The following is a 20,829-nucleotide window of genomic DNA, read 5'->3' as shown; positions in this document are numbered from 1 at the left end:
TTCAGGCGAGGAAGAGCCCATGTCCGAGGCGCACAGCCCGCAATCGACGGTCGAGATCAACACGATGAAGGCGGTGGTCGCGCCGCGGTACGGCACCGGCGCGGCGCTCAGGACGGAGGTGGTGGGGCGGCCCGCTCCCGGTCCCGGCGAGGTACTGGTCCGGGTGCGCGCCGCGTCGGTCTGCCAGGGCGATGTCCACCTGCTCACCGGCACGCCCTACCTGCTGCGGCTCGGTTTCGGCCTGCGCAGGCCCAAGGATCCGATCATCGGGCACGACCTGGCCGGGGAGGTGGCGGCGGTCGGGTCCGAGGTGACCGAATTCCGGTCCGGCGACGCGGTATTCGGGTCGGTGAACGCGGGGGCCTTCGCGGAGTACGTGTGCGTCCAGGAGCAGCGTCTCGCCCACGCGCCGACGGGTCTCTCGCTCGAAGAGGCTGCCGCCCTGCCTGATTCGGGCATGACCGCGCTCCAGGGTCTGCGCGATGTCGGCGGGCTGCGGGCCGGGCAGCGCGTGCTCGTCAACGGTGCGTCCGGGGGTGTCGGCAGCGCCGCGGTCCAGCTCGCCAAGGCGCTCGGCGCCGACGTCACGGCCGTGTGCAGCACCCGGCACATCGGCGTGATGCGAGCACTCGGCGCGGATGACGTCATCGACTACACCGCAACGGATTTCACCGCGACCGGACACCGGTACGACGTGCTGCTCGACCTGGTCGGCAATCGTTCGATCAGGGACTGCCGACGAATTCTCGCCCCGAACGGCGTCTTCGTCTCCTCGGCGGGCGCACCCGGTGGGAACTGGCTCGGTCCCATCGTGTGGATGTCAAAGGTCTTGCTGGCCACTCTCTTCTCGGCCCCGAAGCTCGCGATCCTGCTGATGCGTCCGCGCCGCGCCGACCTGGAGTACCTGTCCGGTCTGGCGGCCGACGGCCGACTGCGACCGCTGATCGAGCGGCGCTACCCGCTGGACCGAGCGGACGAGGCGGTGCAGCACGTGCTCGACGGGCACGCCCAGGGCAAAACGGTGCTCGTGGTCTAGTCGACCGACGCGGCGAGCCGGGCGGTGAGTTCGCGGATATGGTCGATCAACTCCGGCGGTTCGTGCACGCGGAACGGGAGACCGAAACCCGCCACGTAGATCGCCAGCTCGTCCAGCGAGTTCGAACCCGTTCGGAGCAAGCAACTTTCGTCGTCGATCGCCTCGACTACGCCGACGGTGGGGGCGATGCGGTCGGCGGCGACCGCCGCGGGCACGCCGAGGGTGATGCGGGCGGCGTAGCGGTACGGCGAACTTGTCACGCCCGTGGAGAGATAGCCGGACAGATCGGCGTCGGGCGACTCGCGCGGTGCGAAGCGGGGGCCGGTCGGGATGCGCGGGTGCAGTCGGTCCACCCGGTAGGTGCGCCAGTCGGCGCGGTCGATGTCCCAGCCGATGAGGTACCAGCGGCGGCCGGTGTGCGCCAGGCGATGCGGCTCGGTGGTGCGCAAAGCCGTTGTGCCGTCGTGGTTTCGGTAGTCGAAGCGGAGGCGATGATTGTCCCGGATGGCGCCGGCGATCGCGGTGAGGGTGTCCGGGTCGACGGTCGGCCCGCCGGCCCGCACCGAGACGGTGACCGACTGCAGCAGACCGACCCGGTGGCGCAGCCGCGACGGCAGCACCTGTTCGAGCTTGGTGAGCGCGCGCAGCGAACTGTCCTCGATGCCGGTGATGGTGCCGCCCGCCGCTGTGCGCAGGCCGATCGCCACCGCCACCGCCTCGTCGTCGTCCAGCAGCAGGGGCGGCAGCTTCGCGCCCGCGCCCAGCCGATAACCGGCGACACCGGGCGTCGCGTCCACCGGGTATCCGAGGTTGCGCAGCTTGTCGATATCGCGGCGCACCGTGCGGACATCGACCTCGAGGCGCTCGGCCAGCGCGGCGCCCGTCCAGTCGCGGGGTGTCTGCAGCAGCGAGAGCAACCGCAGCAGTCTGGCGGAGGTTTCCAACATGATTCGAGTCTGCCGCAAACCTAGGGCGAGGGCTGTCCTAGGTGGCCCATACCGTCTATTGCATGAGCAACGAGATCACCGAATTCCGCATCGACATTCCGCAGCAGCGGCTCGACGACCTGCGCGCTCGCCTCGACGGCACGCGCTGGCCCGCCCCGCTGCCCGGCGACGGCTGGGACACCGGCGTGCCGACCGCCTGGCTGCGCGAGCTGGTCGACTACTGGCGCACCGGTTACGACTGGCGGGCGGCTGAGGCGCGACTGAACTCCTACGCCCAGTACACGACCGAGATCGACGGTCAGCTGATCCACTTCCTGCATGTCCGCTCGCCCGAGGCCGACGCGCTGCCGCTGTTGATGACGCACGGCTGGCCGGGCTCGGTGGTCGAGTTCCTGGACGTGATCGGGCCGCTGAGCGATCCGCGAGCACACGGCGGCGACCCGAAAGACGCTTTCCACCTTGTGATTCCGTCGCTGCCCGGCTTCGGCTTCTCCGGTCCCGTCGCGGCGGCGGGCTGGACCATCGAGCGGATCGGCGCGGCGTGGGCCGAACTCATGAACCGGCTGGGGTACCCGCGCTACGGCGTGCAGGGCGGCGACGTCGGCGCGGCCGTGAGCCCGGAGGTGGGCCGGGTGGCGCCGGAAAGCGTTGCGGGAGTGCACCTCAACGGTCCCGGACCGTATCCGCAACTGCCGCTGCCCGAGGCGGAGTTCGCGAGCCTCACCGAGCGCGAACGGCATCGGATCGGGCGCATCGAGGCCTTCATGCGGGAGGAGTTCGGCTACATCGCGATCCAGTCCACCCGGCCGCAGACGCTGGCCTACGGGCTGACGGATTCCCCGGTCGGACAGCTGGCCTGGATCATGGACAAGTTCCGCGAGTGGACGCACCCGCGAAACGAGAACCCGGACAGCATCATCGACCGCGACCTGCTGCTGACCAACGCGATGCTGTACTGGCTCAACGGGACCGCGGGCTCGGCGGCCTACGTCGGCTACGCACAGGAATCACCCTGGGGCCCGCCGAAATCGAACTCCGGCGTGCCGACCGCGGCCCTCGTCCTCGCCCACGACGTCGGCATTCGCCGGTACGTCGAGACGGAGAACACCATCACCCGGTGGAACGACGTCGATCGCGGCGGCCACTTCGCGGCGCTGGAGGAGCCGGAGCTGCTCACCGCCGACGTCCGCGAGTTCTTCCGCGACCTGCGCTGAAAACCGAAGTCGGTGAGCCTGTTCCGGCATGTCGCCGCCGGAACAGGCCCACAATCATGGGTGCAGGCGTCGGCGAGGTGCAGCCATGGACAAACCGAAACCATTCACGCAGGAACATCGGGAAGAGTTCTGGCGGCGCTGCGGGTGGTCGCCCGAGTTGCCGGAGGCCGAACGCGAGGCGATCGAGCGCGTGTGGGACGACGACGCGGTCGACCTGGCCGAGCTCTTCGGCTGGTGAATTCGGGGGCTTGCCGTAGCCGGGTCGGTGGCGCACCATCGGGGCGGGAGGAACGCCATGGACACACCGGGCTTGCCGAGTCGCCGGAATCGCACGATGGTCTCGTCGCGGGTGGACCCGGTGCTGAACTACTTCGGCAAGTGTCCGCTGTGCGGGTATCCCGCGCACGCCTCGACCATCACCGCCACGTTCGACGATGAGGAGGAAGAGGAGATGGTCGTCGCGACGTGCGGCCTGCCGTGCGGTTGGAGCGGGCCCGTCGTGCCGACGACCATGACCTGATCCGCGCTCACCCGGCGGAGAGCTCGCCGGTGCGCCGCCACGAATCGCGTTCGGCGGCAAATGCCGCCGTCTGCGTCGCACGGAACTCGGCGATGGACTCCGCGTTGTCGATGAGGAATCGGCGATGGTCGGCGAGGCGGAATTCCCCGTCGTCGGCCCGCACCGCGACGGTGCCCGCGGCGAAATCGGCCCGCAGGTCGAGCAATTCGTCGGCCGTCACCGGATACCAGCGGATGCGGTCGAAATAGCGCAGCAGCCAGGGTGTTTCGTCGCCGGACGGATGTCGATCCGCGCCGGGACGGCCGGCGAGCGGGCCCGCGCGATGATTCCACACCTGGGTGGTGCGGCCGACGAACTGATAGCCGCCAGGACCTTCCATGCCGTAGACGCACAGATAGGCGCCGCCGATGCCGACCGCGTTCTGCGGGGTCCAGGTGCGGGCGGGGTTGTACTTGGTGGTGACCAAGCGGTGGCGCGGGTCGGTGGGCGTGGCGACCGGAGCGCCGAGATACACGTCGCCGAGCCCGAGCACGAGATACTCGGCGCCGAAGACCGTGTCGTAAACGTCTGCCACCGAGGGCAATCCGTTCACGCGGCGGATGAACTCGATGTTCCACGGACACCACGGCGCGTCGGCGCGGACACCGCGCATGTAGCGGGTGATGGCCTCGCGGGTGGCCGGGTCGTCCCAGGACAGCGGCAGATGCACGGTGCGACTCGGGACGACGAGCCGATCGGCGGCGGGCAGCTGCCTCTCCACCTCGGCCAGCAAATCGAGCAGCACGGGCACGGGCAGGACGTGCGGGTCGACCCTGATCTGCAGTGAGCGGATGCCCGGGGTCAGCTCGGTCACGCCGCGCACGCCGGCGGCGAGCAGGTGCTGATGCAAGGCGTGCACGCGGGCCCGCAGCGCGAGATTCAGTGTCATGGAGCCGTATTCGACGAGCACGGCGTCGTCGGCCGCTCGGCGATAGGTCACGCGGGTCCCGTCATCGCTCTCGGCGTGCCGCAGGATGCCGTCGTCTCCATCGCCTCCATCGGACAGCACCGTGGTCCAGCATGCCCGTCGTCCGACGCCGAGGTCGCGAACGGAGGCGGCGCGCTCGCCGCGGATCGGCACGAAACGCACGGCATCGCCCGGCGTGAGCTGCCCGAGCTTCCAGCGCTCCGCGGCGACTACCGTTACGGGGCAGACGAATCCGCCGAGGCTCGGGCCGTCGGGGCCGAGCAGGATCGGGGTATCGCCCGTGAGATTCAGCGCGCCGACCGAGTACGGCGCGTCGTGAATGTTCGACGGATGCAGGCCCGCCTCGCCGCCGTCGGCCCGCGCCCAGCCGGGCCTCGGCCCGATCAGCCGGACGCCGGTGCGATCGGAGTTGAAGTGCACCGTGTAGTCGGTGCCGACGAGCGTGTCGAAGTCGGCGCGCGTGAGGAATTCCGGTGCGCCGTGCGGACCTTCGGTCACCGCGAGTTCCCAGCGACCGGCCAGCACCGGCTGAACGTCCGCCGGCACGGCGGTGGCGACGGGGTCGCGCGACGGCCCGAGCGCGAACATCTCGCCGGCGCGCAGCGCGGCGCCCGTGCCGCCGCCGAACCGGCCGAGCGGGAAAGTGGCCGCGCTGCCTAGGTATTCGGGTAGCTGGAGGCCGCCCGCGAGCAGCACGTAGCAGCGCATGCCCGGCCCGCGCACCGCGCCGACATCGAGCACGCCGCCCGCCGGGACGCGGATCGTTCGCCACGGTGCCGCGCGCACGCCGTCCACCGTCACGGTCGTCGGCGCGCCGGTGACGCACACCCAGGTGGCCGCCGAGAACCGGAGCGCGGGACCGGCGAGGGTGCACTCCAGCCCGGCCGCGCCCTCGGCATTGCCGAGCACCCGGTTGCCGAGCCGGAACGACACGTCGTCCATCGGCCCCGACGGCGGCACGCCGACGTGCCAGTATCCGGTTCGCCCCGGCCAATCCTGCACGGTGGTCAGCATTCCGGGACGCACCACCTCGACGGTCTTGCGCGGAGGTCTCGGACTCGAGGCGGGCAATCTGACACCGGGTAGGTCGGCGACGGTCATCTCGACACCACCATCCGCACCGGCGTCGGGTCGAATCCGTTGCAGGGGTTGTTGATCTGCGGGCAGTTGGAGACCAGGACCAGCGTGTCGACCTCCGCGCGGAGGGTGACTCGCTTTCCGGGAGCGGACAATCCGTCGACGATCCCGAGCGTGCCGTCGGCCTCCACCGGCACGTTCATGAACCAGTTGATGTTCGATACCAGGTCCCGCTTGCCCAGGCCCCAGCGCATCCCGGCGGTGAGGAAGTTCTCCACACAGGCGTGCTGATGCCGGGTGTGGTGACCGTAGCGGAGGGTGTTCGACTCCTGGGAGCAGGCGCCCGCGATGGTGTCGTGATTGCCGACCTCGTCCGCGACGACCGTCATCAGCGCGGTGCCCGCGTCCGTTCGCAGCACGCTGCCGGTGGTCAGGAAGATATTGCGCTGCGCGGCGATCGTGGCCTGCGCGCTGTAGCGCTCGGTGTGGTCGGCCGCCGAGTACAGCAGGCAGTCCACCGCCTGGTTGCCGTGCAGATCGATGATCGCCAGGTGATCGCCCGCCGCGACCACCGCGGACCAGGGTGCACGGGCGGGGACGGTCTCGTCGAGCACGATGCTGGTCATTCCCTTACCTCCCGCGTGCGTGCGGCCGTCCAGGCGCGCTCGGTATTCCACACGGCCCGTTGGTATTCCGGGTCGTCACTGTGCGTGACGGTGAGTTCCGCCTGTGCGGCCCAGGCGACGAGGTCGAGATCCGTCGTGGCGCGATCGTCGAGCGGGTGCGCGGCGTTGGCGACGAGCAGGATCACCGGCAGGTGCACCAGCAGGTCGACCGAGGAGCCGGGCGCGGCGCTGCCGGTGGCGCTCAGCCCGCCGTCGGCGGCCACCCGCACCCCGCGGAAGAACGACACCGTCGGCCCGATATCGCGCGGCGCCAGGCCGTGCTTGGCGCCCGCAAGGCGCAGTAACCGCCGAGCCTCGGGTGTCGGTCCGCACAGCGCGTCGTGCCTGCCGGAGGCGTCGGCGAGCACGGTGGCCAGGATGCGGCCCTGATCGGACAGCAGGGGGTGCCCGTCGCCGAGGTAGGCCTGCCACGGAACCTTCACCGTGTCAGCGACGTTCAGCCGTTCCCACGGCGCGTCGCTGCGCACGAGCAGCAGATGGGCGCAGGCGGCGCCCGCCGAGTCGGAAAGACGAAGCCGAGTTCCGCGCCCCAGCACGATATTCGCGTATCCGTCGCCTGGAATGCGTTCGGAATAGGTGATTCTCGTTGACTCGATACCCATCGGCAGGTCGGGGTCCTCGGTAGTCGCCGAGGCGGCCTGTGCCCGCGCGTGCGCCCGTGCGCCCTCGGTCGATGCGGTACTGCTCATGTGATGCCTCCTTCGGTAGCCGCGAGTCGGAAGCGGAGGCGCGCGGTGGTGTCCGGCACCACCACCGCGCGCCGGTCAGGTGGATCCCGTTGGGGGCGAGACGCTTTCGTCGACGACGGGTCTACGGCCGACGAACCGGTGCACGACCGCTCCGACGGCGACCGCCAGCAGCACGAAAAGCGGTGCCGCCCAGCGCATCCACCACTCGCCGCCGCCGGGGTCGTAGACCTCGGCGCGCGGCCAGGCCAGGTTGACCGCCATGGCGACGCCCCACAGCACGGCGAGCACATTGACCGGAAGGCCCCAGCGGCCCAGACCGAACAGACCGGCGTCGGCCACCGGCATGCCCTTGCTTCGCCGCACCAGCAGCGGCATGGTGACCAGCAGGTAGGCCAGGTACAGCGTCACGATGCACACGCCGGCCAGGGTCGCGAAGATCGCGGCATTGCCGAGATTGAGTGCGAGCAGGGCGATGCCGAGCACGCCGATGATGACCGACGGCAGCACCGGCGTGCGGAAGCGCGGGTGCACCGCGGCGAGCCGCTCCGCGAACGGCAGCCGCCCGTCGCGCGCCATCGAGAACATCAGCCGCGATCCCGCGGTCTGAATCGCCAAGGTGCACACCGTGATCGCCACCGCGACGCAGCAGAGCAGCACCGTGCCCGCCGGGCCGTCCAGCTTCGAAGTGAGCACGTAGGCCAGGCCCCCTGCGGCGAGCGCGCCGTCGGACAGGCTCGGCGCGGCCATCAGCGCGCTGATCAGCAGCAGCCCGCCGCCGAGCGCGGACACCGCGAGCGCGGCCAGGATGGTGCGCGGGGCGACTCGGCGCGGATTCCTGGTCTCCTCGGAGAGCTCGCCCGCGGAGTCGAAGCCGACCATCACGTAGGCGGCCATCAGCGCGGACACCAGGAAAGCGGACCAGTACGGGCCGGGCGCGGCCTGACCGGTCTCCAGTACGACGCCTGGCCCGCGCTCGGTGTGGGTGCAGAACAGCGCGATGATCGCCAGCACGCCGACGATCTCGACGGTGACGCCGATGGTATTGATCCGCGACATCACATCGATGCCGAGGACGTTGACGACCGTCGTCACCACCAGCAGGACGCTGCCGAGCAGGATCGCGTTCGTCGCGCCGGAGGGCGAGGTGAGCGCGGTGTCGTCGCCGATGATCTGGAACCCCGGCCAAATCGACGGCAACACCACCTGCAGCGCGATCGCCGCCGCGGCGGCCGTGACGATCTGCGCGATCACCATCAGCCAGCCGGCGAACCAGCCGACGAGTTCGCCGCCGAGTCGGCGCGACCACTGGTAGACGCACCCCGAAATCGGGTACCGCGCAGCCAGTTCCGCGAAGTTGAGCGCCACCAGGAATTGCCCGGCGAACACGATCGGCCAGGTCCAGAAGAAGGCCGCGCCGCCGAAGGAGTACCCGAACCCGAAGAACTGGAAGATCGTGGTGAGGATGGAGACGAACGAGAAGCCGGCCGCGAACGAGGCGTAGCGGCCGAGCCTGCGCCGGAGCACGGGGCGGTAACCGAACCGGGCGAGATCGGCGCCGTCGCGGCCGGTGTCGGGCGGCGGGGCGAACATCGTGGCCATCAGCGTCCTTCTGCGTGCGGAACTGCCAGAATGGGGCGTGTGGCAAACCTCGGCCCCGGCCGTCCTCGGGTGGAGCAGCGACGCCGTCGCGGCCAGACGCCGCGCGCCGAGATCCTGGACGCCGCGGGGGAGCTGTTCACCACCAATGGCTATGCGAACACCTCCACCCGTGTGGTCGCCGACGCGGTCGGCATCCGTCAGGCCTCGCTCTATCATCACTTCGCCGCGAAGGATGACATCCTCGACGCGCTGCTTGCCGAAACGATAGCCGCCCCACTGGAACTCGCCGAGCGACTGGGGAAGGTGTCGGCGCCGGTGCCAACCCGGCTATACGCGCTCGCCCGCTTCGACGTCCGGCAGCTCTGCGCCGCGCGCTGGAATCTGGGCGCGCTGTACCTGCTTCCGGAGCTGCGCACGGAACGCTTCGCGATGTTCCGGCGACGGCGTGACGAACTGCGCGAACACTACGAGAGGTTGGCCGCCGGGGTGCTGGCCGAGGTCGGCGGCGCGGGTGTCGCAGGCGCGGAGGCTCTACCGTTTCGGCTGGTCGAGACGGTGATCAACATGCGATCCGACCAGGGCGAGGCCCCGGCGGACTCGGAGCGGACGATCCCGGAGGCGGCATTGCGCGTGCTCGGCTGGCCGGGCGATCTGCACGCCCTGCATGACGAGGCATCGCGACTGCTCGAAATCGCTTGAGACTTATTTACCCGCGCTGCGTCCCCACTTGAGACCCCAGCCGTAGGCCCTGTCGACTTCCTTCTTCCCCCACAGCGGTCGCCCGGCGGGCGGCCGGATGAAGACGCCTTGACGGTGCACCACCAACTCGCCGTTGACGTTCTCGATCAGCGCGAGCACCATCTCGCGCGAATTGTCGGTGCACCCGCCGACCAGCATCTCGATCGGCGGCGAGCCGACCGGGTACAGCGTGGCGGTCGCGTGCACGCCGCGGAAGTCGTCCGCGCCGTCGTACAGCGAGGCGAAGACCAGAATCCGGCGGAATTGCGCGGTGTGGTCGAGATTGATGTCGAGGTTCTCGCCCGTGGCGACGGCGCCGGTGCGGTCGTCCTGATCCAGCTGGATGAACGGCTTCTTGCGCAGCGTGCCGAAGCTGTCGAGCGGGCCGATCGAGCCTTTCGAACCGTCGGCCAGCTCCCAGAGGCAGCACAGGTCGAGGTCGAGACCGCCGGTGTTCCTGCGCTTGCCGAACTTGCGCGGGGCGGCGGAGGCGCCGGTCCAGTTCAGGTTGATCCGCATCACGCCGCCGGTGGCGCCCTGCTTGGTCAGCGAGATGGACGGGGCTTCCTTGGTCAGCGAGATCTTGCCGAGGTTGACCGGGGCCGCGGGTTGTTGCGGAAACTGTTGGGCCGGAGCGATATTCGGCGGTGGTGCGCCGTAAGTGCCGGGTGGCGGCGGATATCCGGACTGCTGCGGCGGCGAGAACTGTGGCTGCGTCGGCGGGAATTGCGAAGGCGGCGGCGGGAACTGCGGCTGCGGCGGCGCGTACTGCGGGGCGGGCGGAGCCGGTGGCGGCGGCGCGGCGAACTGATGCGGTGGCGCGGCAGGCGGTGGCGGCGGGGTGAACTGGTGCGGCGGAGCGGCGGGCACGGGCGCGTCGTCCACCGAGATGCCGAAATCGGTGGCCAGCCCGGCCAATCCGGAGTCGTAGCCCTGCCCGACCGCGCGGAACTTCCACGCGCCCTGCCGCCGATAGAGCTCGCCGAGCACGAACGCCGTCTCGGTGGTCGCGCCCGTACTGTCGAACCGCGCCACCTCCGCGCCGCTGCCCGGATCCACCAAACGCACGTACAGTCCACGTAATTGGCCGAAGGTGCCGCCGTCCGCGGAGGCCGCGATCACGATCGTGTCGATCTGCGGCTCGACCTGGGCCAGGTTCGCCGACAGCGTGTCGAGCACGGTCGGCCCCGGCCGCTTACCCTCGTGCCGGACCGCGCCGGAGGGGTGATTCGGCTGGTTGTAGAAGACGAAGTCGTTGTCGGAGCGCACCTTGCCCGCCACGAGCAGCAGAGCGGAGGCGTCGGCGTCCGGCACGCCCGGCCCGCTCTGCCAGCCCAGCTCGATCCGGACCGCGGACATCGGCACCGCGACATTGGCGCCCTTCGTCATCGACACACTTGCCAACGTATCGCCAAACGCGCGGATTGGGTACCTGATCAGCGCGTCGGCGGCGCGATCTCCCAGTGTCGCTGCAGCGCCCCCGCGATCTCGGGCAGCACGGTGACGGGAATCCGCTTGCGCCGCAACAGCGCCCGGATCTCGTTCACCTGCTCCCGCTTGCGCAGATCGTAGGCGCCGGAGACCGGGCGCAGCACCGGCGGGATGGACAGCAGCACCAACTCGCCGTGCCGCTCGTCGCCGCCGGACAGATCCAGCGCCAGCGACCAGCGGGCCCGTTCGTCGAGGGTGAACCGCCCGGCGACCACCCGGCCCCAGTCGATGCTGGACTCCGTCCACGGCGTGCGCCGGTAGATCGCCTGTTCGGTGAGCACGACGGCGTCCCTGGTGAACAGCATCGCCGCCACGGTGACCCCCGCGACGGCGCCTGCCAGCAGGCCGGTGAACACCCGGTTCACCCCGAACAGGGCGACCACCGCCGCGCACAGCACCGCGGTGGCCGCGAGCGCCAGGCCCGCGTAGAGCGCCGCGCGCCGCGTCGGCACCACTCCGGCCCGCACCATCGTCATCTCACCTACCAGTTCCGGCGTATCGCGCACAGGCTACCGCCTGCCGTGTGCGCGCAAAGCTCACGCCTCCAGCGCCACCGCGGCCTCGGCCGTGTACACCAGGAAGGTCAGGCTCTGCTGGAAATACAGCTGCACCGATTCGGCGTCGTGCGAGAGGTAGCCGATCGACAGGTCCTGGCCGAGGCGCAGGTCGTAGTCGCCGCCGCGGGTGGTCAGCACGAACGCGCCGTCGATGGCCGGGGCCCAGATGATCTCGCCGTCCGGGATGAGCCGCTCGATGTGGGTGCGGATCGGGTGCCCGTGGTCGGAGGTCTCGCTGACCGCCGTGAACAGCTCCGCGCTCAGCAGCACCGAGTACGGCCCGTCGACGCCGGCCAGCCGCAGCGCGGTGAGCGCCTGGGTGACCGACTCCGGCACCAGCCGGGGATCGCTCGGCAGCGCGATCGCCGGATTGGTCGAGCTCGCGCGGATGCCGGTGATGTTCGCGGCCTGATAGCCCTCGAAGATGGCCCGGTCCTCGGCGAAGGCGATCTTCTTCGCGGCGTCCTTCACCGGATCCAGGTCGATGTCCTGCGCGCCGCGCTCGACATTGTCGATCTCCTCGCGGGAGAGCCGGAACGGCACCCTCAGCTCGACCAGCGGCGCGACCACGCGCTGCCTGGCCTGCACGCCCTCGTCGGGCGCGGCGATGGGCGTGGTGTGCCCGGTGCCGACCGCGGAGTAGTCGAGCCCGTGCGGGCCGGACAGGTCGACCACGCGGCGCCCGGCGATGTGCCGCTTGAAGGTGCGGGTCGCCTCCTCCTCGATGGCCGACCAGGCCTCGGTGGTGATCGGCGCGAGTTCGCGATAGAGGTTGTTCATGCGTGCATGCTCCTTTTCAACGTGCCGATACCGAGTGAGCCCGAGCCGATGTCGTTGGGCTGCACGTGTTCCGCGGTGCCCGCGTCCGGCGGCGGGGGTAGTTCGTCGAAGAAGTCGAGGGGCGGCGCGAAGAACGACGTGCCCGTGACCGCGACGGAGAAGTCGAGCAGGCGGTCGTAGGCCGCCTCCTCGGTGCCGACGAACATCCGGGTGAGCATCAACTCCGGGACGCTCGGGGTCGCCGCGTAAGCGACGTAGTACGTACCGAATTCGCCGTCCTTGACGCTGCCGAACGGCATGTTGGCGCGCAGGATCTCGCGCTCGGCGCCGTCGGCGTCCACGATGGTGTTCACCGCGACGTGTGAGTCGGCGGGCTGGTCGGCGTCGGACAGCTCGAAGTCGTCGAGCTTGGTGCGCCCGATGATCTTCTCCTGCTGCTCGACCGACAGCGCCCGCCACTCCGCCATCGGATGCAGGTACTTCTGCACGATGACGTAGCTGCCGCCACGGAAGTCCGGATCCTCGTCACCGACCAGTGCGGCCGCGTACGCGCCCTTGCCCTCCGGGTTCTCGGTGCCGTCGACGAAGCCGAGCAGGTCACGCTGTTCGAAGTAGCGGAATCCGACGGTCTCGTCCACGATGGTCGCCGCGCCGGCCAGCCGGTCGCCGATGGTCATGGCCAGCTCGAAGCAGGCGTCCTGGTTCTGCGCCCGGATGTGGAAGAGCAGATCGCCCGGCGTCGCAGGCGCCTGATGATGCTCGCCGACGAAGCCGGGGAACTCGTGCAGCTCGGCCGGGCGGGGTCCGGCGAAGAGCCGGTCCCACGCCGCGGAGCCGATCGAGGTGACGCAGGTGAGCCCCGCGCCGGGGAGCCGGAAGCCGACCGAGCGCCGCAGACCCTGCACGTCGGCGAGAGTGTCCCGGACAACCGCCTCGCCGCCCGCATCGATGGTGGCCACGAGGAAGATCGCGGCAGGGGTGAGCGGATCGAGAATCGGCTGGGGCTCACTCATGATCATCAGCGTAGTGCCCGCCGCCGACTCATCCGCGCGGTGGCACGGGCACCGTGGCTACTACTTCGCGACCGTGAGCAGGAACGCCACGTCGTCCACGGCCATGACGCTGTGCCTGGCCTTCGGCACCACGAGCAGATCGCCCGCGGAGCCCTTCCATTCGTTGGCGCCGCTGATCAGGGTGAGCGTGCCGCTGAGCACGAGCAGGGTGGCCTCACCGTAGTTGTCGTGCTCGGCCAGGCTCTGGCCCGCGCTGAGGCCGACCACCGTCTGGCGCAGCGAGTTCGCGTGGCCGCCGTAGATCGTCTGCGAACTCCGCCCGCTGGTGGCGGTGCTCGCGATCTTGAGTTGTTGCCGAGCAACCGCAGTCAGCGATTTCTTGTCCATGGACCGCCTTTCGCAAATGACAACAGCCGGTGCGGGGGCTGTCGCACCGGCTCGGGGGCTCGGACGGACGAAGGGCCGGCCCCGCTTATCCAGGAGTATGCCCGACCGTGCCTGGTCTCGGGACGGGTTCGCGCGGCGGCGGCGTTCTGTGATCGAACGGTGTCGTGCGGCCGCGATAAGCGATGCGGGAAGTTTGCCGACTAGTCGGCGCCGCGGCGGGTATAGCGACGGATTCGGTACCGCAGGCCGGATTTCGACTCCTGCCACCGCTCGGTGTCGCCGGTGGTCCACTCGGGGCCGACGGCGGGTGCGTAGGCGTCGCCGTCGACATCGGTGTCCACCTCGGTGACGAGCAGGTCGGTCGCGAATTCCATAGCGGCGGTGTAGATCTGGCCGCCGCCGGCGATCCACACGTCGTCCGGCTCGCACAGCGCGAGCGCCTCGGCCACCGACGCGACGCGCTCGGCGCCCGCCGCGGACCACTCGGGCTGCCTGGTCACCACGATGTTGCGGCGGCCGGCGAGCGGGCGGAATTTCGGCGGCAGCGAGTCCCACGTGCGCCTGCCCATCACCACCGGGTGTCCCATGGTGACGTCCTTGAAGTTCGCCATGTCCTCGGGCACGCGCCAGGGAATGGCGTTGTGCGCGCCGATCACGCCGTCGGGGGTCTGCGCCCAGATCAGCGCGACGGTGCGGGGCGCGCGCGCACCGGGCACCTCGTGACCGCTCACACCGCGACCGGGGCCTTGATGGCCGGATGATGCTGGTAGCCGACCACTTCCACGTCCTCGTAGACGTAGTCGAACAGCGACGTCGCCGGGCGCAGCCGCAGCGTGGGGAACGGGAACGGTTCGCGGGTGAGCTGTTCGCGGACCTGCTCGACGTGGTTGTCGTAGATGTGGCAGTCGCCGCCGGTCCAGATGAACTCGCCGGGCTCGAGCTCGGTCTGCTGCGCGACCATCCGGGTGAGCAGCGCGTAGCTGGCGATATTGAACGGGACGCCGAGAAAGAGATCGGCGCTGCGCTGGTACAGCTGGCAGGACAGTCGTCCGTCGGCCACGTAGAACTGGAAGAACGCGTGGCACGGGGCGAGGGCCATCTTGTCCAGCTCGGAGACGTTCCAGGCGGACACCAGCATGCGCCGGGAGTCGGGGTCGGTGCGCAGGGTGTGCAACACCTCGGAGATCTGGTCGACGTGCATGCCGTCCGGCGTGGGCCACGAGCGCCACTGCACGCCGTAGACCGGGCCGAGTTCGCCGTCGGCGTCGGCCCATTCGTCCCAGATGGACACGCCGTGCTCCTGCAGCCAGCGCACGTTGGAGTCGCCGCGCAGGAACCACAGCAACTCGTAGACGATCGACTTCAGATGCACCTTTTTGGTGGTGATCAGCGGGAAACCCTGAGCGAGGTCGTAGCGCAGCTGATGCCCGAAGATGCTGAGCGTTCCGGTGCCGGTGCGATCCGCCTTCGCGGTGCCGGACTCCAGCACCAGCCTGAGTAAATCCTCGTACTGGGTATCGGTCGCCACGGCTGATCACTCTAGGGGATGGTAGGAGGCGAAGCCGACGGGGCGGGTGAGCACTAGTCTTCGCCGCGCCTGGCAAGCTCGCCGCATGCGCAAGCTCTACGTGATCGGCATCGGCGCGGGCGACCCGGACCAGGTGACGGTGCAGGCCGTCAAGGCCATGCGAGAGGTCGAGGTGTTCTTCGTCATCGGCAAGGGCGCCGAGAAGCGGGAGCTGGTCGAGGTGCGGGCCGCGATCCTGGCCGAGCACGTCGATCGGCCGCATCGGATCGTGGAAATCGAAGACCCGCCGAGGGATCGGACGCCCGCCGATTACCGGGGCGTGGTCGAGGATTGGCACGAGCGGCGCTCGGCTCTGCTGGAAGCGGCCTTCGCGCAGGCAGACGGGGTCGGCGGCATCCTCGTGTGGGGCGACCCCTCGCTCTACGACAGCACGCTGCGAATGATCGAGCGGGTCCTCGCGCGCGGTGCGGTGCGGTTCGATTACACGGTCGTCCCCGGCGTGACCAGCGTGCAGGCGCTGGCCGCGCGGCACCGCATGGTGCTGCATCGGATCGGCGAGCCGGTGCACATCACCACCGGCAGGCGGCTGCGCGAGGAGGGGCTCGCCGACTCCGCGGTGGTGATGCTGGACGGCGACTGCTCGTTCACCGAGGTCCCCGGCGACGACGTGCACATCTGGTGGGGCGCCTACCTGGGCATGCCCGACGAGACGCTCATCGAGGGTCCGCTGCGCGAGGTCGAGGGCGAGATCGTGCGCAGGCGTGCCGAATTGCGAGCGCGGAAGGGCTGGATCATGGACGTCTATCTGTTGCTGCGCCGGTAACTCGCCGTCTCGGGTGGAGACGGGAATCACCGCCGTGCGGGTTGCTCCGGTCGCTCGGTGTTTGCCATGGTGGAGTTGGTCCCTCGATGGGACCCCGGACGAGGGAGCCGTACCCGGCACGCGACAAGACGGCCCTGGAGGCCGATCATGTCGTGGTTGATTCTGATGCTGTCGGGTGTGTGCGAGGCCGTCTGGGCGACCGCCCTGGGGAAGTCGGCGGGGTTCAGCCGGTTGGTCCCGACGGTGATATTTCTGATTGCCTTGCTGGCCAGCATGTCCGGGCTCGCCTTCGCGATGCGCGGGCTGCCGGTGGGCACCGCCTACGCGGTGTGGGTGGGCATCGGGGCCGTGCTCACGGTCGCCTACGCCATGGCGACCGGCGCGGAGTCGGTGTCCGCGTTGAAGATCGTTCTGCTGGTCGGTGTCGTCGGTTGTGTGGCGGGTCTGAAGGTGCTCGGCTGAGCGCGACCGCGGTCGCGGCCTGGCTTTGTCGGTGGTCACCGGTAGTCTGACCGTGTGCCCGAACTACCGGAAGTGGAGGCGCTGGCGCAGTTCCTGCGGGAGCACGCGGTCGGTGCCGTGGTGGGGCGTGTGGACGTGGCGGCGCTCAGCGCCGTGAAGACGTTCGATCCCCCGGTGACGGCGCTGTCCGGCCGGGACGTGACCGGCGCGGGGCGCTGGGGCAAGTTCCTCGGCATGGACTGCAGTGGGTTGTGGATGATCACGCACCTGTCCCGAGGCGGCTGGCTGCGCTGGATCGATGAGCCGAGCCAGACGCCGCCGAAGCCCGGCGGTAAGAGCCCGCTGGCGCTGCGCGTGCACTTCTTCACCCCCGAGGGCGCGACTCCCGCGATCGACCTCACCGAGGCCGGCACCAAGAAGCGGCTCGCGGTCTACGTCGTAGACGACCCGAAGCTGGTGCCCGGCATCGCGCGGCTCGGCCCGGACGCGCTCGAGGTGACCGAGGAGCAGTTCGCCGAGATCCTGCGCGGCGCCTCGCAGCGCATCAAGACCGCGATCGTCGACCAGACCCTGCTCGCCGGCGTCGGCAACGCCTACTCCGACGAGATCCTGCACACCGCGCGGATCTCCCCGTTCGCCAATACGAAGACCCTCACCGACGACAAGGTCGCCGAGCTGTACGCGGCCATGCGCGCGGTGCTCACCGACGCCGTCGGTCGCTCGGTCGGCCAGGACGCCGCCCGCCTCAAGGGCGAGAAGCGCTCCGGCATGCAGGTGCACGCCCGCACCGGGCAGCCGTGCCCGGTCTGCGGCGACACGGTGCGCGAGGTGTCCTACGCCGAGCGTTCCTTCCAGTACTGCCCGACCTGTCAGACCGGCGGCAAGATCCTGGCCGACCGGCGGATGTCGCGGCTGCTCAAATAGCGGGTCAGGTCAGCGTCGGGACCCGGACACCTTGCCAGGCAAGGCGTTTGGCCTTGTCCGGGTCGTGCTCCAAGCGGGTCGGGGAGTCGATGATCAGGGTGGTGCGGCGCGCCTCGGTGTAGGCGGGCCAGGAGGGCAGCGGCGCACCGGTGCGCGCGAACGCGAGCCAGTTGTCCTGGAACTGGTCCGTGACGGACCGGAGCCCGCGGCGCCCGCCCGCCGCGGTGACGGCGCGGCCGAACGGCGTATCGCCGCCGCCGAAGACCGGGATGAGGTCCGAGGCGTGCGTCGCGCCGAGCCCGGCGAGCTGCATCGAGCGGGGCGCGAAATCGTAGCGGTAGGCGTAGGTCGGGGCATGTCTGCTGTGCCCCTCCATGACCGTGAGCGAGGGCCGCCAGAAGACGAAGTCGCCGCCCGCGCGCACCGCGGCCTTCGCGCTCGGATAACCGGGGTACGCCGCGGCGACGCGCGCCTCGGACTCCTCGTCGGACAGCGCGGCGCGCAGCCGCTCCGGGGTGGTCGGCAGCGAATCGGCGAACTTCGCGAACAGGGTGCCCTCGTCGCGGTTGGTGCCGATGATGAGCGGCACCCGGTGGGCGTTGCCCTCGACGATCGCGTCGACCGGCCCCTGCGGCAGGAAGTCGCCGTCGACCACGGGGGCGATCGGGAACAGGCCGCGGCGTTCGCGCAGCACCCGATTGCTGGTGCGGTCGACCGCGCGCCGGATGTCGTTGGCGCTCGCGGTGCGCAGGGCCTCGGCCGCGCGCTCGGGCGTGGCGCCGAGCGCCTCGACACAGCGCCGGGCGAACACGCGCGCGTCGTCGGCGGTCATCGCCCAGTCGGCCGGTGGACTCTGCGAAATGGCCTGGTGGAAAAGGCCTTTCGCGGTGGGCGCGGCGAGCAGGCTGAGCACCGCGTGCGCCCCCGCCGACTCGCCGAAGATGGTGACGTTGCCCGGGTCGCCGCCGAACGCGGCGATATTGGCGCGCACCCACTCCAGCGCGGCGACCTGGTCGCGCAGGCCTAGGTTCGACTCGAAAACGTGCTCCGGAGTGGCGAATTCGCCGAAATCGACGTAGCCGAACGCGCCGAGGCGGTAGTTCAGCGATACCAGCACCGCGTCCCCGCGGACCGCGAGCCGCGCGCCGGAGTACAACCCGAGCGCCGACGTGCCGGTGAGATAGCCGCCGCCGTGGATGAACACGAGGACCGGGCGCGGCGTCGTCGAGGGAGTCACGGGCACGGTGACATTGAGTGTCAGCGAGTCCTCGTGGGTCGGCTGGTACCGGCGCGGGCCGATCCGCGCGCCGGCCCGATGCTGCATCGCCGCGAACCCGAACTCGGTGCACTCCCGCACCCCCGTCCACGGCGTGACCGGTCGCGGCGCGCGAAAACGCCACTCGCCCACCGGCGCGGCCGCGTAGGGCACGGAGCGCCAGCGCAACACTCGGCGGCCGCGACGACCCCGAACGACTCCGTCGGCGGTCTGGATATCTGTCGATGCCACCATCCGCCAATGGTACTCAGGCGCGTCGTGTCTCCAATAGGCGTAACCAGAACTCGCTCACCGCGGGGAACGCGGGCACCGCGTGCCACAGGGTCGCCAACGGCACCTTGCCGACCACCGCGATGGTGGCGGCGTGCAGCTGCTCGCCGATCTCCGGCCCGACGAAGGTGGCGCCGAGCAGGGTGTCGGTGGCGGCGTCGATGACCAGCTTGGCGTGGCCCGCGAAGTCGTTGCGCGCCAACCCCGATCCGGCCACGGAGATGTCGAGCTCCGCCGTCTCGACCCGGTGGCCCGCGTCCCTGGCCGCGGCCTCGGTGAGCCCGACCGAGGCGACCTCCGGCGCGGTGTACACCACCTGCGGGACCTGACCGTGGTCGGCGCTCGCGGTGAACCCGGCGTCGTCGAGCGGCCTGCCCTCCGCGCGGGCCGCGATCACGTCGCCGCACACCCTGGCCTGGTATTTGCCCATATGAGTCAGGGCCGCACGGTGATTGAGATCGCCGACGCAGTAGAGCCAGTCGCCGTCCACGCCGCGCACGGTGAGGTGGTCGTCCACCGGCACATAGCCGTCCTTCAGCCCGACGGAGTCGAGACCCAGCCCCTCGGTTGCCGGCGTGCGTCCGGCGGCTACGACGATCTCGTCGGCCTCGAGCTCGGTGTCGCCGTCCTTGCCGCGCAGGCGCACGGTGACCGGGCCGCCGTGGATGCGCCCCTCGCCGGTGTCCCGGGCGTCGGGGCGGTGCACGGCCGTCGGCTCGGTCTCGAGCAGGACGCGTACCCCGCTGTCGCGCAGCGCCGCGATCACGCGCTCGCCCGCGAACGGTTCGGCCGAGGCGAGCACCGTCTTGCCGCGCACGACCATGCTGACCTGCGCGCCGAGCGCGGCGAGCCAGGTCGCCGCCTCGCACGCCACCACGCCGCCCCCGATGATCACCACTCGGCCGGGGACCTCGTGCAGATTGGTGGCGTCGCGGGAGATCCACGGCAGCGCGTCGCGCAGGCCGGGCACGTCGGGGACGCTCGCCTTGGTGCCGGTGGCCAGCACGACCGCGTGCCGGGCGGTCAACACCCGCCCGCCGACCTCGACCCGGCGCTCGCCGACGAGCCGCCCGGTGCCGCGCACGACCTCGATGCGGTGGTCGCCGGCCCACTTCACCTGCGAGGAGTCGTCGTGGTCGCTGACGAAGGAGTCGCGCCGCCGCAGCACGGCCGCGGCGTCGAGCCCGCTCGCGGTGATGCCGTCCATGGCGCGCGCGCCGGCGAGCACGTGGCCGGGCCGCAGCAGCGCCTTGCTCGGGATGCAGGCCCAGTAGGAGCACTCGCCGCCGACGAGCTCGCGTTCCACGATCGCGGCGGTGCGGTCGCTCCCGGCGATGGCGTAGTCGGCGGCGTTCTCGCCGGCCGGGCCGCCGCCGATCACGATGACGTCGTATTCGGTAGCTTCGCTCGGCATCGTGGCTACTGCAGGTAGCCTTCGACCTGACCGGGCGGGCTCGGTTGGGCGCTGTCGGGCGACTCGCCCTGATCGATGCGCGCCCTGCGCTGCCGCAGCAGATCCCACGCCTGGTCCAGCATCACCTCGAGCTCGGCGAGCTGCCTGCGCTCCGCCGTGGGGTCCAGCTCGCCCTTGACGGCCTGCGCGCGGAGTTCGTGCTCCTGGTCGACCAGCGCCTTGATGCGGGCCAAAACGTCCTGTTCGGTCATGTCGACCATGCTACGGCCGCGCCAGGCACGCGGCGGCTATCGGCACCGCCGCGGCCAGGTCGGACCACGACAGGGCGGTATAGCCGAGCGTCACCCCGAAGTGGTGGCGGGGCCCGAGGTGGTAGCGGGCGAGCGGATCGAGCGCGACGCCCCGCGCGCGGGCCGCGGCGACGCCGCGCT

23 protein-coding genes and 1 riboswitch are annotated in these 20,829 nt (G+C 70.5%); of the genes, 8 read left to right on the top strand and 15 right to left on the bottom strand.

Annotated elements, in window-relative coordinates; all coding sequences use genetic code 11:
• The first annotated feature begins 19 nt into the window (after positions 1-19).
• Positions 20-1,036 (top strand): NAD(P)-dependent alcohol dehydrogenase, encoded by a 1,017-nt coding sequence (locus ON39_RS29100; protein ID WP_211336272.1) that lies wholly within the window; start codon positions 20-22, stop codon positions 1,034-1,036.
• Here ON39_RS29100 and ON39_RS29095 read toward each other — a convergent pair.
• Positions 1,033-1,983, bottom strand: a complete 951-nt coding sequence (locus ON39_RS29095) for a helix-turn-helix transcriptional regulator (RefSeq protein WP_040739154.1) — start codon at positions 1,981-1,983, stop codon at positions 1,033-1,035. The two genes, ON39_RS29100 and ON39_RS29095, sit on opposite strands and share 4 nt — an antisense overlap.
• Before the next feature lie 62 nt (positions 1,984-2,045).
• Here ON39_RS29095 and ON39_RS29090 point away from each other — a divergent pair, with 62 nt between their 5' ends.
• The 3 genes from ON39_RS29090 (at position 2,046) to ON39_RS29085 (ending at position 3,717) form a co-directional block, all read left to right on the top strand.
• On the top strand, positions 2,046-3,197 hold the full coding sequence (locus ON39_RS29090) for an epoxide hydrolase family protein (RefSeq protein ID WP_040739166.1): 1,152 nt from the start codon (positions 2,046-2,048) through the stop codon (positions 3,195-3,197).
• Between the two features lie 85 nt (positions 3,198-3,282).
• A complete protein-coding gene (locus tag ON39_RS49745; protein WP_169335928.1) occupies positions 3,283-3,435 on the top strand; it encodes a hypothetical protein in 153 nt (50 codons plus the stop codon).
• 57 nt (positions 3,436-3,492) lie between these two features.
• Positions 3,493-3,717 (top strand): hypothetical protein, encoded by a 225-nt coding sequence (locus ON39_RS29085; RefSeq protein WP_110293387.1) that lies wholly within the window; start codon positions 3,493-3,495, stop codon positions 3,715-3,717.
• Positions 3,718-3,724: 7 nt separating this feature from the next.
• Here ON39_RS29085 and ON39_RS29080 read toward each other — a convergent pair whose 3' ends face one another.
• From ON39_RS29080 to ON39_RS29065, 4 genes are all read right to left on the bottom strand, one after another.
• Positions 3,725-5,698: a 5-oxoprolinase/urea amidolyase family protein gene (locus tag ON39_RS29080; protein ID WP_040739165.1), complete on the bottom strand. Its 1,974-nt coding sequence runs from the start codon at positions 5,696-5,698 to the stop codon at positions 3,725-3,727.
• A gap of 83 nt (positions 5,699-5,781) precedes the next feature.
• Complete coding sequence (locus ON39_RS29075; protein ID WP_040739152.1) at positions 5,782-6,387, bottom strand: urea amidolyase associated protein UAAP2; 606 nt, start codon at positions 6,385-6,387, stop codon at positions 5,782-5,784.
• Complete coding sequence (locus ON39_RS29070; RefSeq protein WP_040739151.1) at positions 6,384-7,136, bottom strand: DUF1989 domain-containing protein; 753 nt, start codon at positions 7,134-7,136, stop codon at positions 6,384-6,386. Before ON39_RS29070 ends, ON39_RS29075 begins: the two co-directional genes overlap by 4 nt.
• A gap of 75 nt (positions 7,137-7,211) precedes the next feature.
• The gene (locus ON39_RS29065) at positions 7,212-8,735 is read right to left on the bottom strand and encodes an amino acid permease (RefSeq protein ID WP_040739149.1); all 1,524 of its coding nucleotides are present in this window, start codon (positions 8,733-8,735) and stop codon (positions 7,212-7,214) included.
• Between the two features lie 39 nt (positions 8,736-8,774).
• Here ON39_RS29065 and ON39_RS29060 point away from each other — a divergent pair, with 39 nt between their 5' ends.
• Complete coding sequence (locus ON39_RS29060) at positions 8,775-9,434, top strand: TetR/AcrR family transcriptional regulator (protein WP_051187290.1); 660 nt, start codon at positions 8,775-8,777, stop codon at positions 9,432-9,434.
• A gap of 3 nt (positions 9,435-9,437) precedes the next feature.
• Here ON39_RS29060 and ON39_RS29055 read toward each other — a convergent pair whose 3' ends face one another.
• The 7 genes from ON39_RS29055 to ON39_RS29025 form a co-directional block, all read right to left on the bottom strand.
• The gene (locus tag ON39_RS29055) at positions 9,438-10,862 is read right to left on the bottom strand and encodes a TerD family protein (RefSeq protein ID WP_083894755.1); all 1,425 of its coding nucleotides are present in this window, start codon (positions 10,860-10,862) and stop codon (positions 9,438-9,440) included.
• A 47-nt stretch (positions 10,863-10,909) separates the two neighbouring features.
• On the bottom strand, positions 10,910-11,470 hold the full coding sequence (locus ON39_RS29050; protein ID WP_246002762.1) for a hypothetical protein: 561 nt from the start codon (positions 11,468-11,470) through the stop codon (positions 10,910-10,912).
• A gap of 30 nt (positions 11,471-11,500) precedes the next feature.
• Positions 11,501-12,301, bottom strand: a complete 801-nt coding sequence (locus ON39_RS29045) for a family 1 encapsulin nanocompartment shell protein (RefSeq protein WP_040739146.1) — start codon at positions 12,299-12,301, stop codon at positions 11,501-11,503.
• Complete coding sequence (locus tag ON39_RS29040; protein WP_040739163.1) at positions 12,298-13,314, bottom strand: Dyp-type peroxidase; 1,017 nt, start codon at positions 13,312-13,314, stop codon at positions 12,298-12,300. Before ON39_RS29040 ends, ON39_RS29045 begins: the two co-directional genes overlap by 4 nt.
• Positions 13,315-13,374: 60 nt before the next feature.
• Positions 13,375-13,701 (bottom strand): cupin domain-containing protein, encoded by a 327-nt coding sequence (locus ON39_RS29035; protein ID WP_040739145.1) that lies wholly within the window; start codon positions 13,699-13,701, stop codon positions 13,375-13,377.
• 200 nt (positions 13,702-13,901) lie between these two features.
• Positions 13,902-14,432, bottom strand: coding sequence for a dihydrofolate reductase (locus ON39_RS29030; RefSeq protein WP_246002763.1), 531 nt, complete (start codon positions 14,430-14,432; stop codon positions 13,902-13,904).
• Complete coding sequence (locus ON39_RS29025) at positions 14,429-15,229, bottom strand: thymidylate synthase (RefSeq protein ID WP_040739144.1); 801 nt, start codon at positions 15,227-15,229, stop codon at positions 14,429-14,431. The genes ON39_RS29030 and ON39_RS29025 overlap by 4 nt, the downstream gene beginning before the upstream one ends.
• 85 nt (positions 15,230-15,314) lie before the next feature.
• Between ON39_RS29025 and cobF the strand changes: the two genes are divergently transcribed.
• The 3 genes from cobF to ON39_RS29010 all read left to right on the top strand — a co-directional run bounded on the left by cobF (position 15,315) and on the right by ON39_RS29010 (position 17,438).
• A complete protein-coding gene (gene cobF, locus ON39_RS29020; protein WP_040739143.1) occupies positions 15,315-16,052 on the top strand; it encodes a precorrin-6A synthase (deacetylating) in 738 nt (245 codons plus the stop codon).
• 73 nt (positions 16,053-16,125) lie between these two features.
• Positions 16,126-16,190, top strand: a riboswitch (guanidine-III (ykkC-III) riboswitch).
• Between the two features lie 9 nt (positions 16,191-16,199).
• Positions 16,200-16,514: a DMT family transporter gene (locus ON39_RS29015; RefSeq protein WP_040739141.1), complete on the top strand. Its 315-nt coding sequence runs from the start codon at positions 16,200-16,202 to the stop codon at positions 16,512-16,514.
• Between the two features lie 54 nt (positions 16,515-16,568).
• Complete coding sequence (locus ON39_RS29010) at positions 16,569-17,438, top strand: Fpg/Nei family DNA glycosylase (RefSeq protein WP_040739140.1); 870 nt, start codon at positions 16,569-16,571, stop codon at positions 17,436-17,438.
• A 4-nt stretch (positions 17,439-17,442) separates the two neighbouring features.
• Here the strand turns inward: ON39_RS29010 and ON39_RS29005 are convergent, their stop codons facing one another.
• The 3 genes from ON39_RS29005 to ON39_RS28995 are packed head-to-tail and all read right to left on the bottom strand — an operon-like array spanning position 17,443 to position 20,649.
• Positions 17,443-18,948 (bottom strand): carboxylesterase/lipase family protein, encoded by a 1,506-nt coding sequence (locus ON39_RS29005; RefSeq protein ID WP_040739139.1) that lies wholly within the window; start codon positions 18,946-18,948, stop codon positions 17,443-17,445.
• Between the two features lie 13 nt (positions 18,949-18,961).
• Complete coding sequence (locus ON39_RS29000; RefSeq protein ID WP_040739138.1) at positions 18,962-20,398, bottom strand: dihydrolipoyl dehydrogenase family protein; 1,437 nt, start codon at positions 20,396-20,398, stop codon at positions 18,962-18,964.
• A gap of 5 nt (positions 20,399-20,403) precedes the next feature.
• A complete protein-coding gene (locus tag ON39_RS28995; RefSeq protein ID WP_040739160.1) occupies positions 20,404-20,649 on the bottom strand; it encodes a DUF2630 family protein in 246 nt (81 codons plus the stop codon).
• Positions 20,650-20,829 lie beyond the last annotated feature (180 nt).

The organism is Nocardia tenerifensis NBRC 101015 (assembly GCF_000308715.1).
Taxonomy (GTDB): domain Bacteria; phylum Actinomycetota; class Actinomycetes; order Mycobacteriales; family Mycobacteriaceae; genus Nocardia; species Nocardia tenerifensis.
This window is presented reverse-complemented; position numbering and strand designations above follow the sequence as displayed.

Excerpts from the sequence above, each read along its gene's own strand:
- ON39_RS29005 (WP_040739139.1), bottom strand. The coding sequence starts at position 18,948 with ATGGTGGCATCGACAGATATCCAGACCGCCGACGGAGTCGTTCGGGGT.
- ON39_RS29040 (WP_040739163.1), bottom strand. The coding sequence starts at position 13,314 with ATGAGTGAGCCCCAGCCGATTCTCGATCCGCTCACCCCTGCCGCGATC.
- ON39_RS29090 (WP_040739166.1), top strand. The coding sequence starts at position 2,046 with ATGAGCAACGAGATCACCGAATTCCGCATCGACATTCCGCAGCAGCGG.
- ON39_RS49745 (WP_169335928.1), top strand. The coding sequence starts at position 3,283 with ATGGACAAACCGAAACCATTCACGCAGGAACATCGGGAAGAGTTCTGG.
- ON39_RS29035 (WP_040739145.1), bottom strand. The coding sequence starts at position 13,701 with ATGGACAAGAAATCGCTGACTGCGGTTGCTCGGCAACAACTCAAGATC.
- ON39_RS29100 (WP_211336272.1), top strand. The coding sequence starts at position 20 with ATGTCCGAGGCGCACAGCCCGCAATCGACGGTCGAGATCAACACGATG.
- ON39_RS29000 (WP_040739138.1), bottom strand. The coding sequence starts at position 20,398 with ATGCCGAGCGAAGCTACCGAATACGACGTCATCGTGATCGGCGGCGGC.
- ON39_RS28995 (WP_040739160.1), bottom strand. The coding sequence starts at position 20,649 with ATGACCGAACAGGACGTTTTGGCCCGCATCAAGGCGCTGGTCGACCAG.
- ON39_RS29085 (WP_110293387.1), top strand. The coding sequence starts at position 3,493 with ATGGACACACCGGGCTTGCCGAGTCGCCGGAATCGCACGATGGTCTCG.
- cobF (WP_040739143.1), top strand. The coding sequence starts at position 15,315 with ATGCGCAAGCTCTACGTGATCGGCATCGGCGCGGGCGACCCGGACCAG.
- ON39_RS29080 (WP_040739165.1), bottom strand. The coding sequence starts at position 5,698 with ATGCTGACCACCGTGCAGGATTGGCCGGGGCGAACCGGATACTGGCAC.
- ON39_RS29045 (WP_040739146.1), bottom strand. The coding sequence starts at position 12,301 with ATGAACAACCTCTATCGCGAACTCGCGCCGATCACCACCGAGGCCTGG.
- ON39_RS29075 (WP_040739152.1), bottom strand. The coding sequence starts at position 6,387 with ATGACCAGCATCGTGCTCGACGAGACCGTCCCCGCCCGTGCACCCTGG.
- ON39_RS29015 (WP_040739141.1), top strand. The coding sequence starts at position 16,200 with ATGTCGTGGTTGATTCTGATGCTGTCGGGTGTGTGCGAGGCCGTCTGG.
- ON39_RS29065 (WP_040739149.1), bottom strand. The coding sequence starts at position 8,735 with ATGGCCACGATGTTCGCCCCGCCGCCCGACACCGGCCGCGACGGCGCC.
- ON39_RS29070 (WP_040739151.1), bottom strand. The coding sequence starts at position 7,136 with ATGAGCAGTACCGCATCGACCGAGGGCGCACGGGCGCACGCGCGGGCA.
- ON39_RS29055 (WP_083894755.1), bottom strand. The coding sequence starts at position 10,862 with ATGACGAAGGGCGCCAATGTCGCGGTGCCGATGTCCGCGGTCCGGATC.
- ON39_RS29095 (WP_040739154.1), bottom strand. The coding sequence starts at position 1,983 with ATGTTGGAAACCTCCGCCAGACTGCTGCGGTTGCTCTCGCTGCTGCAG.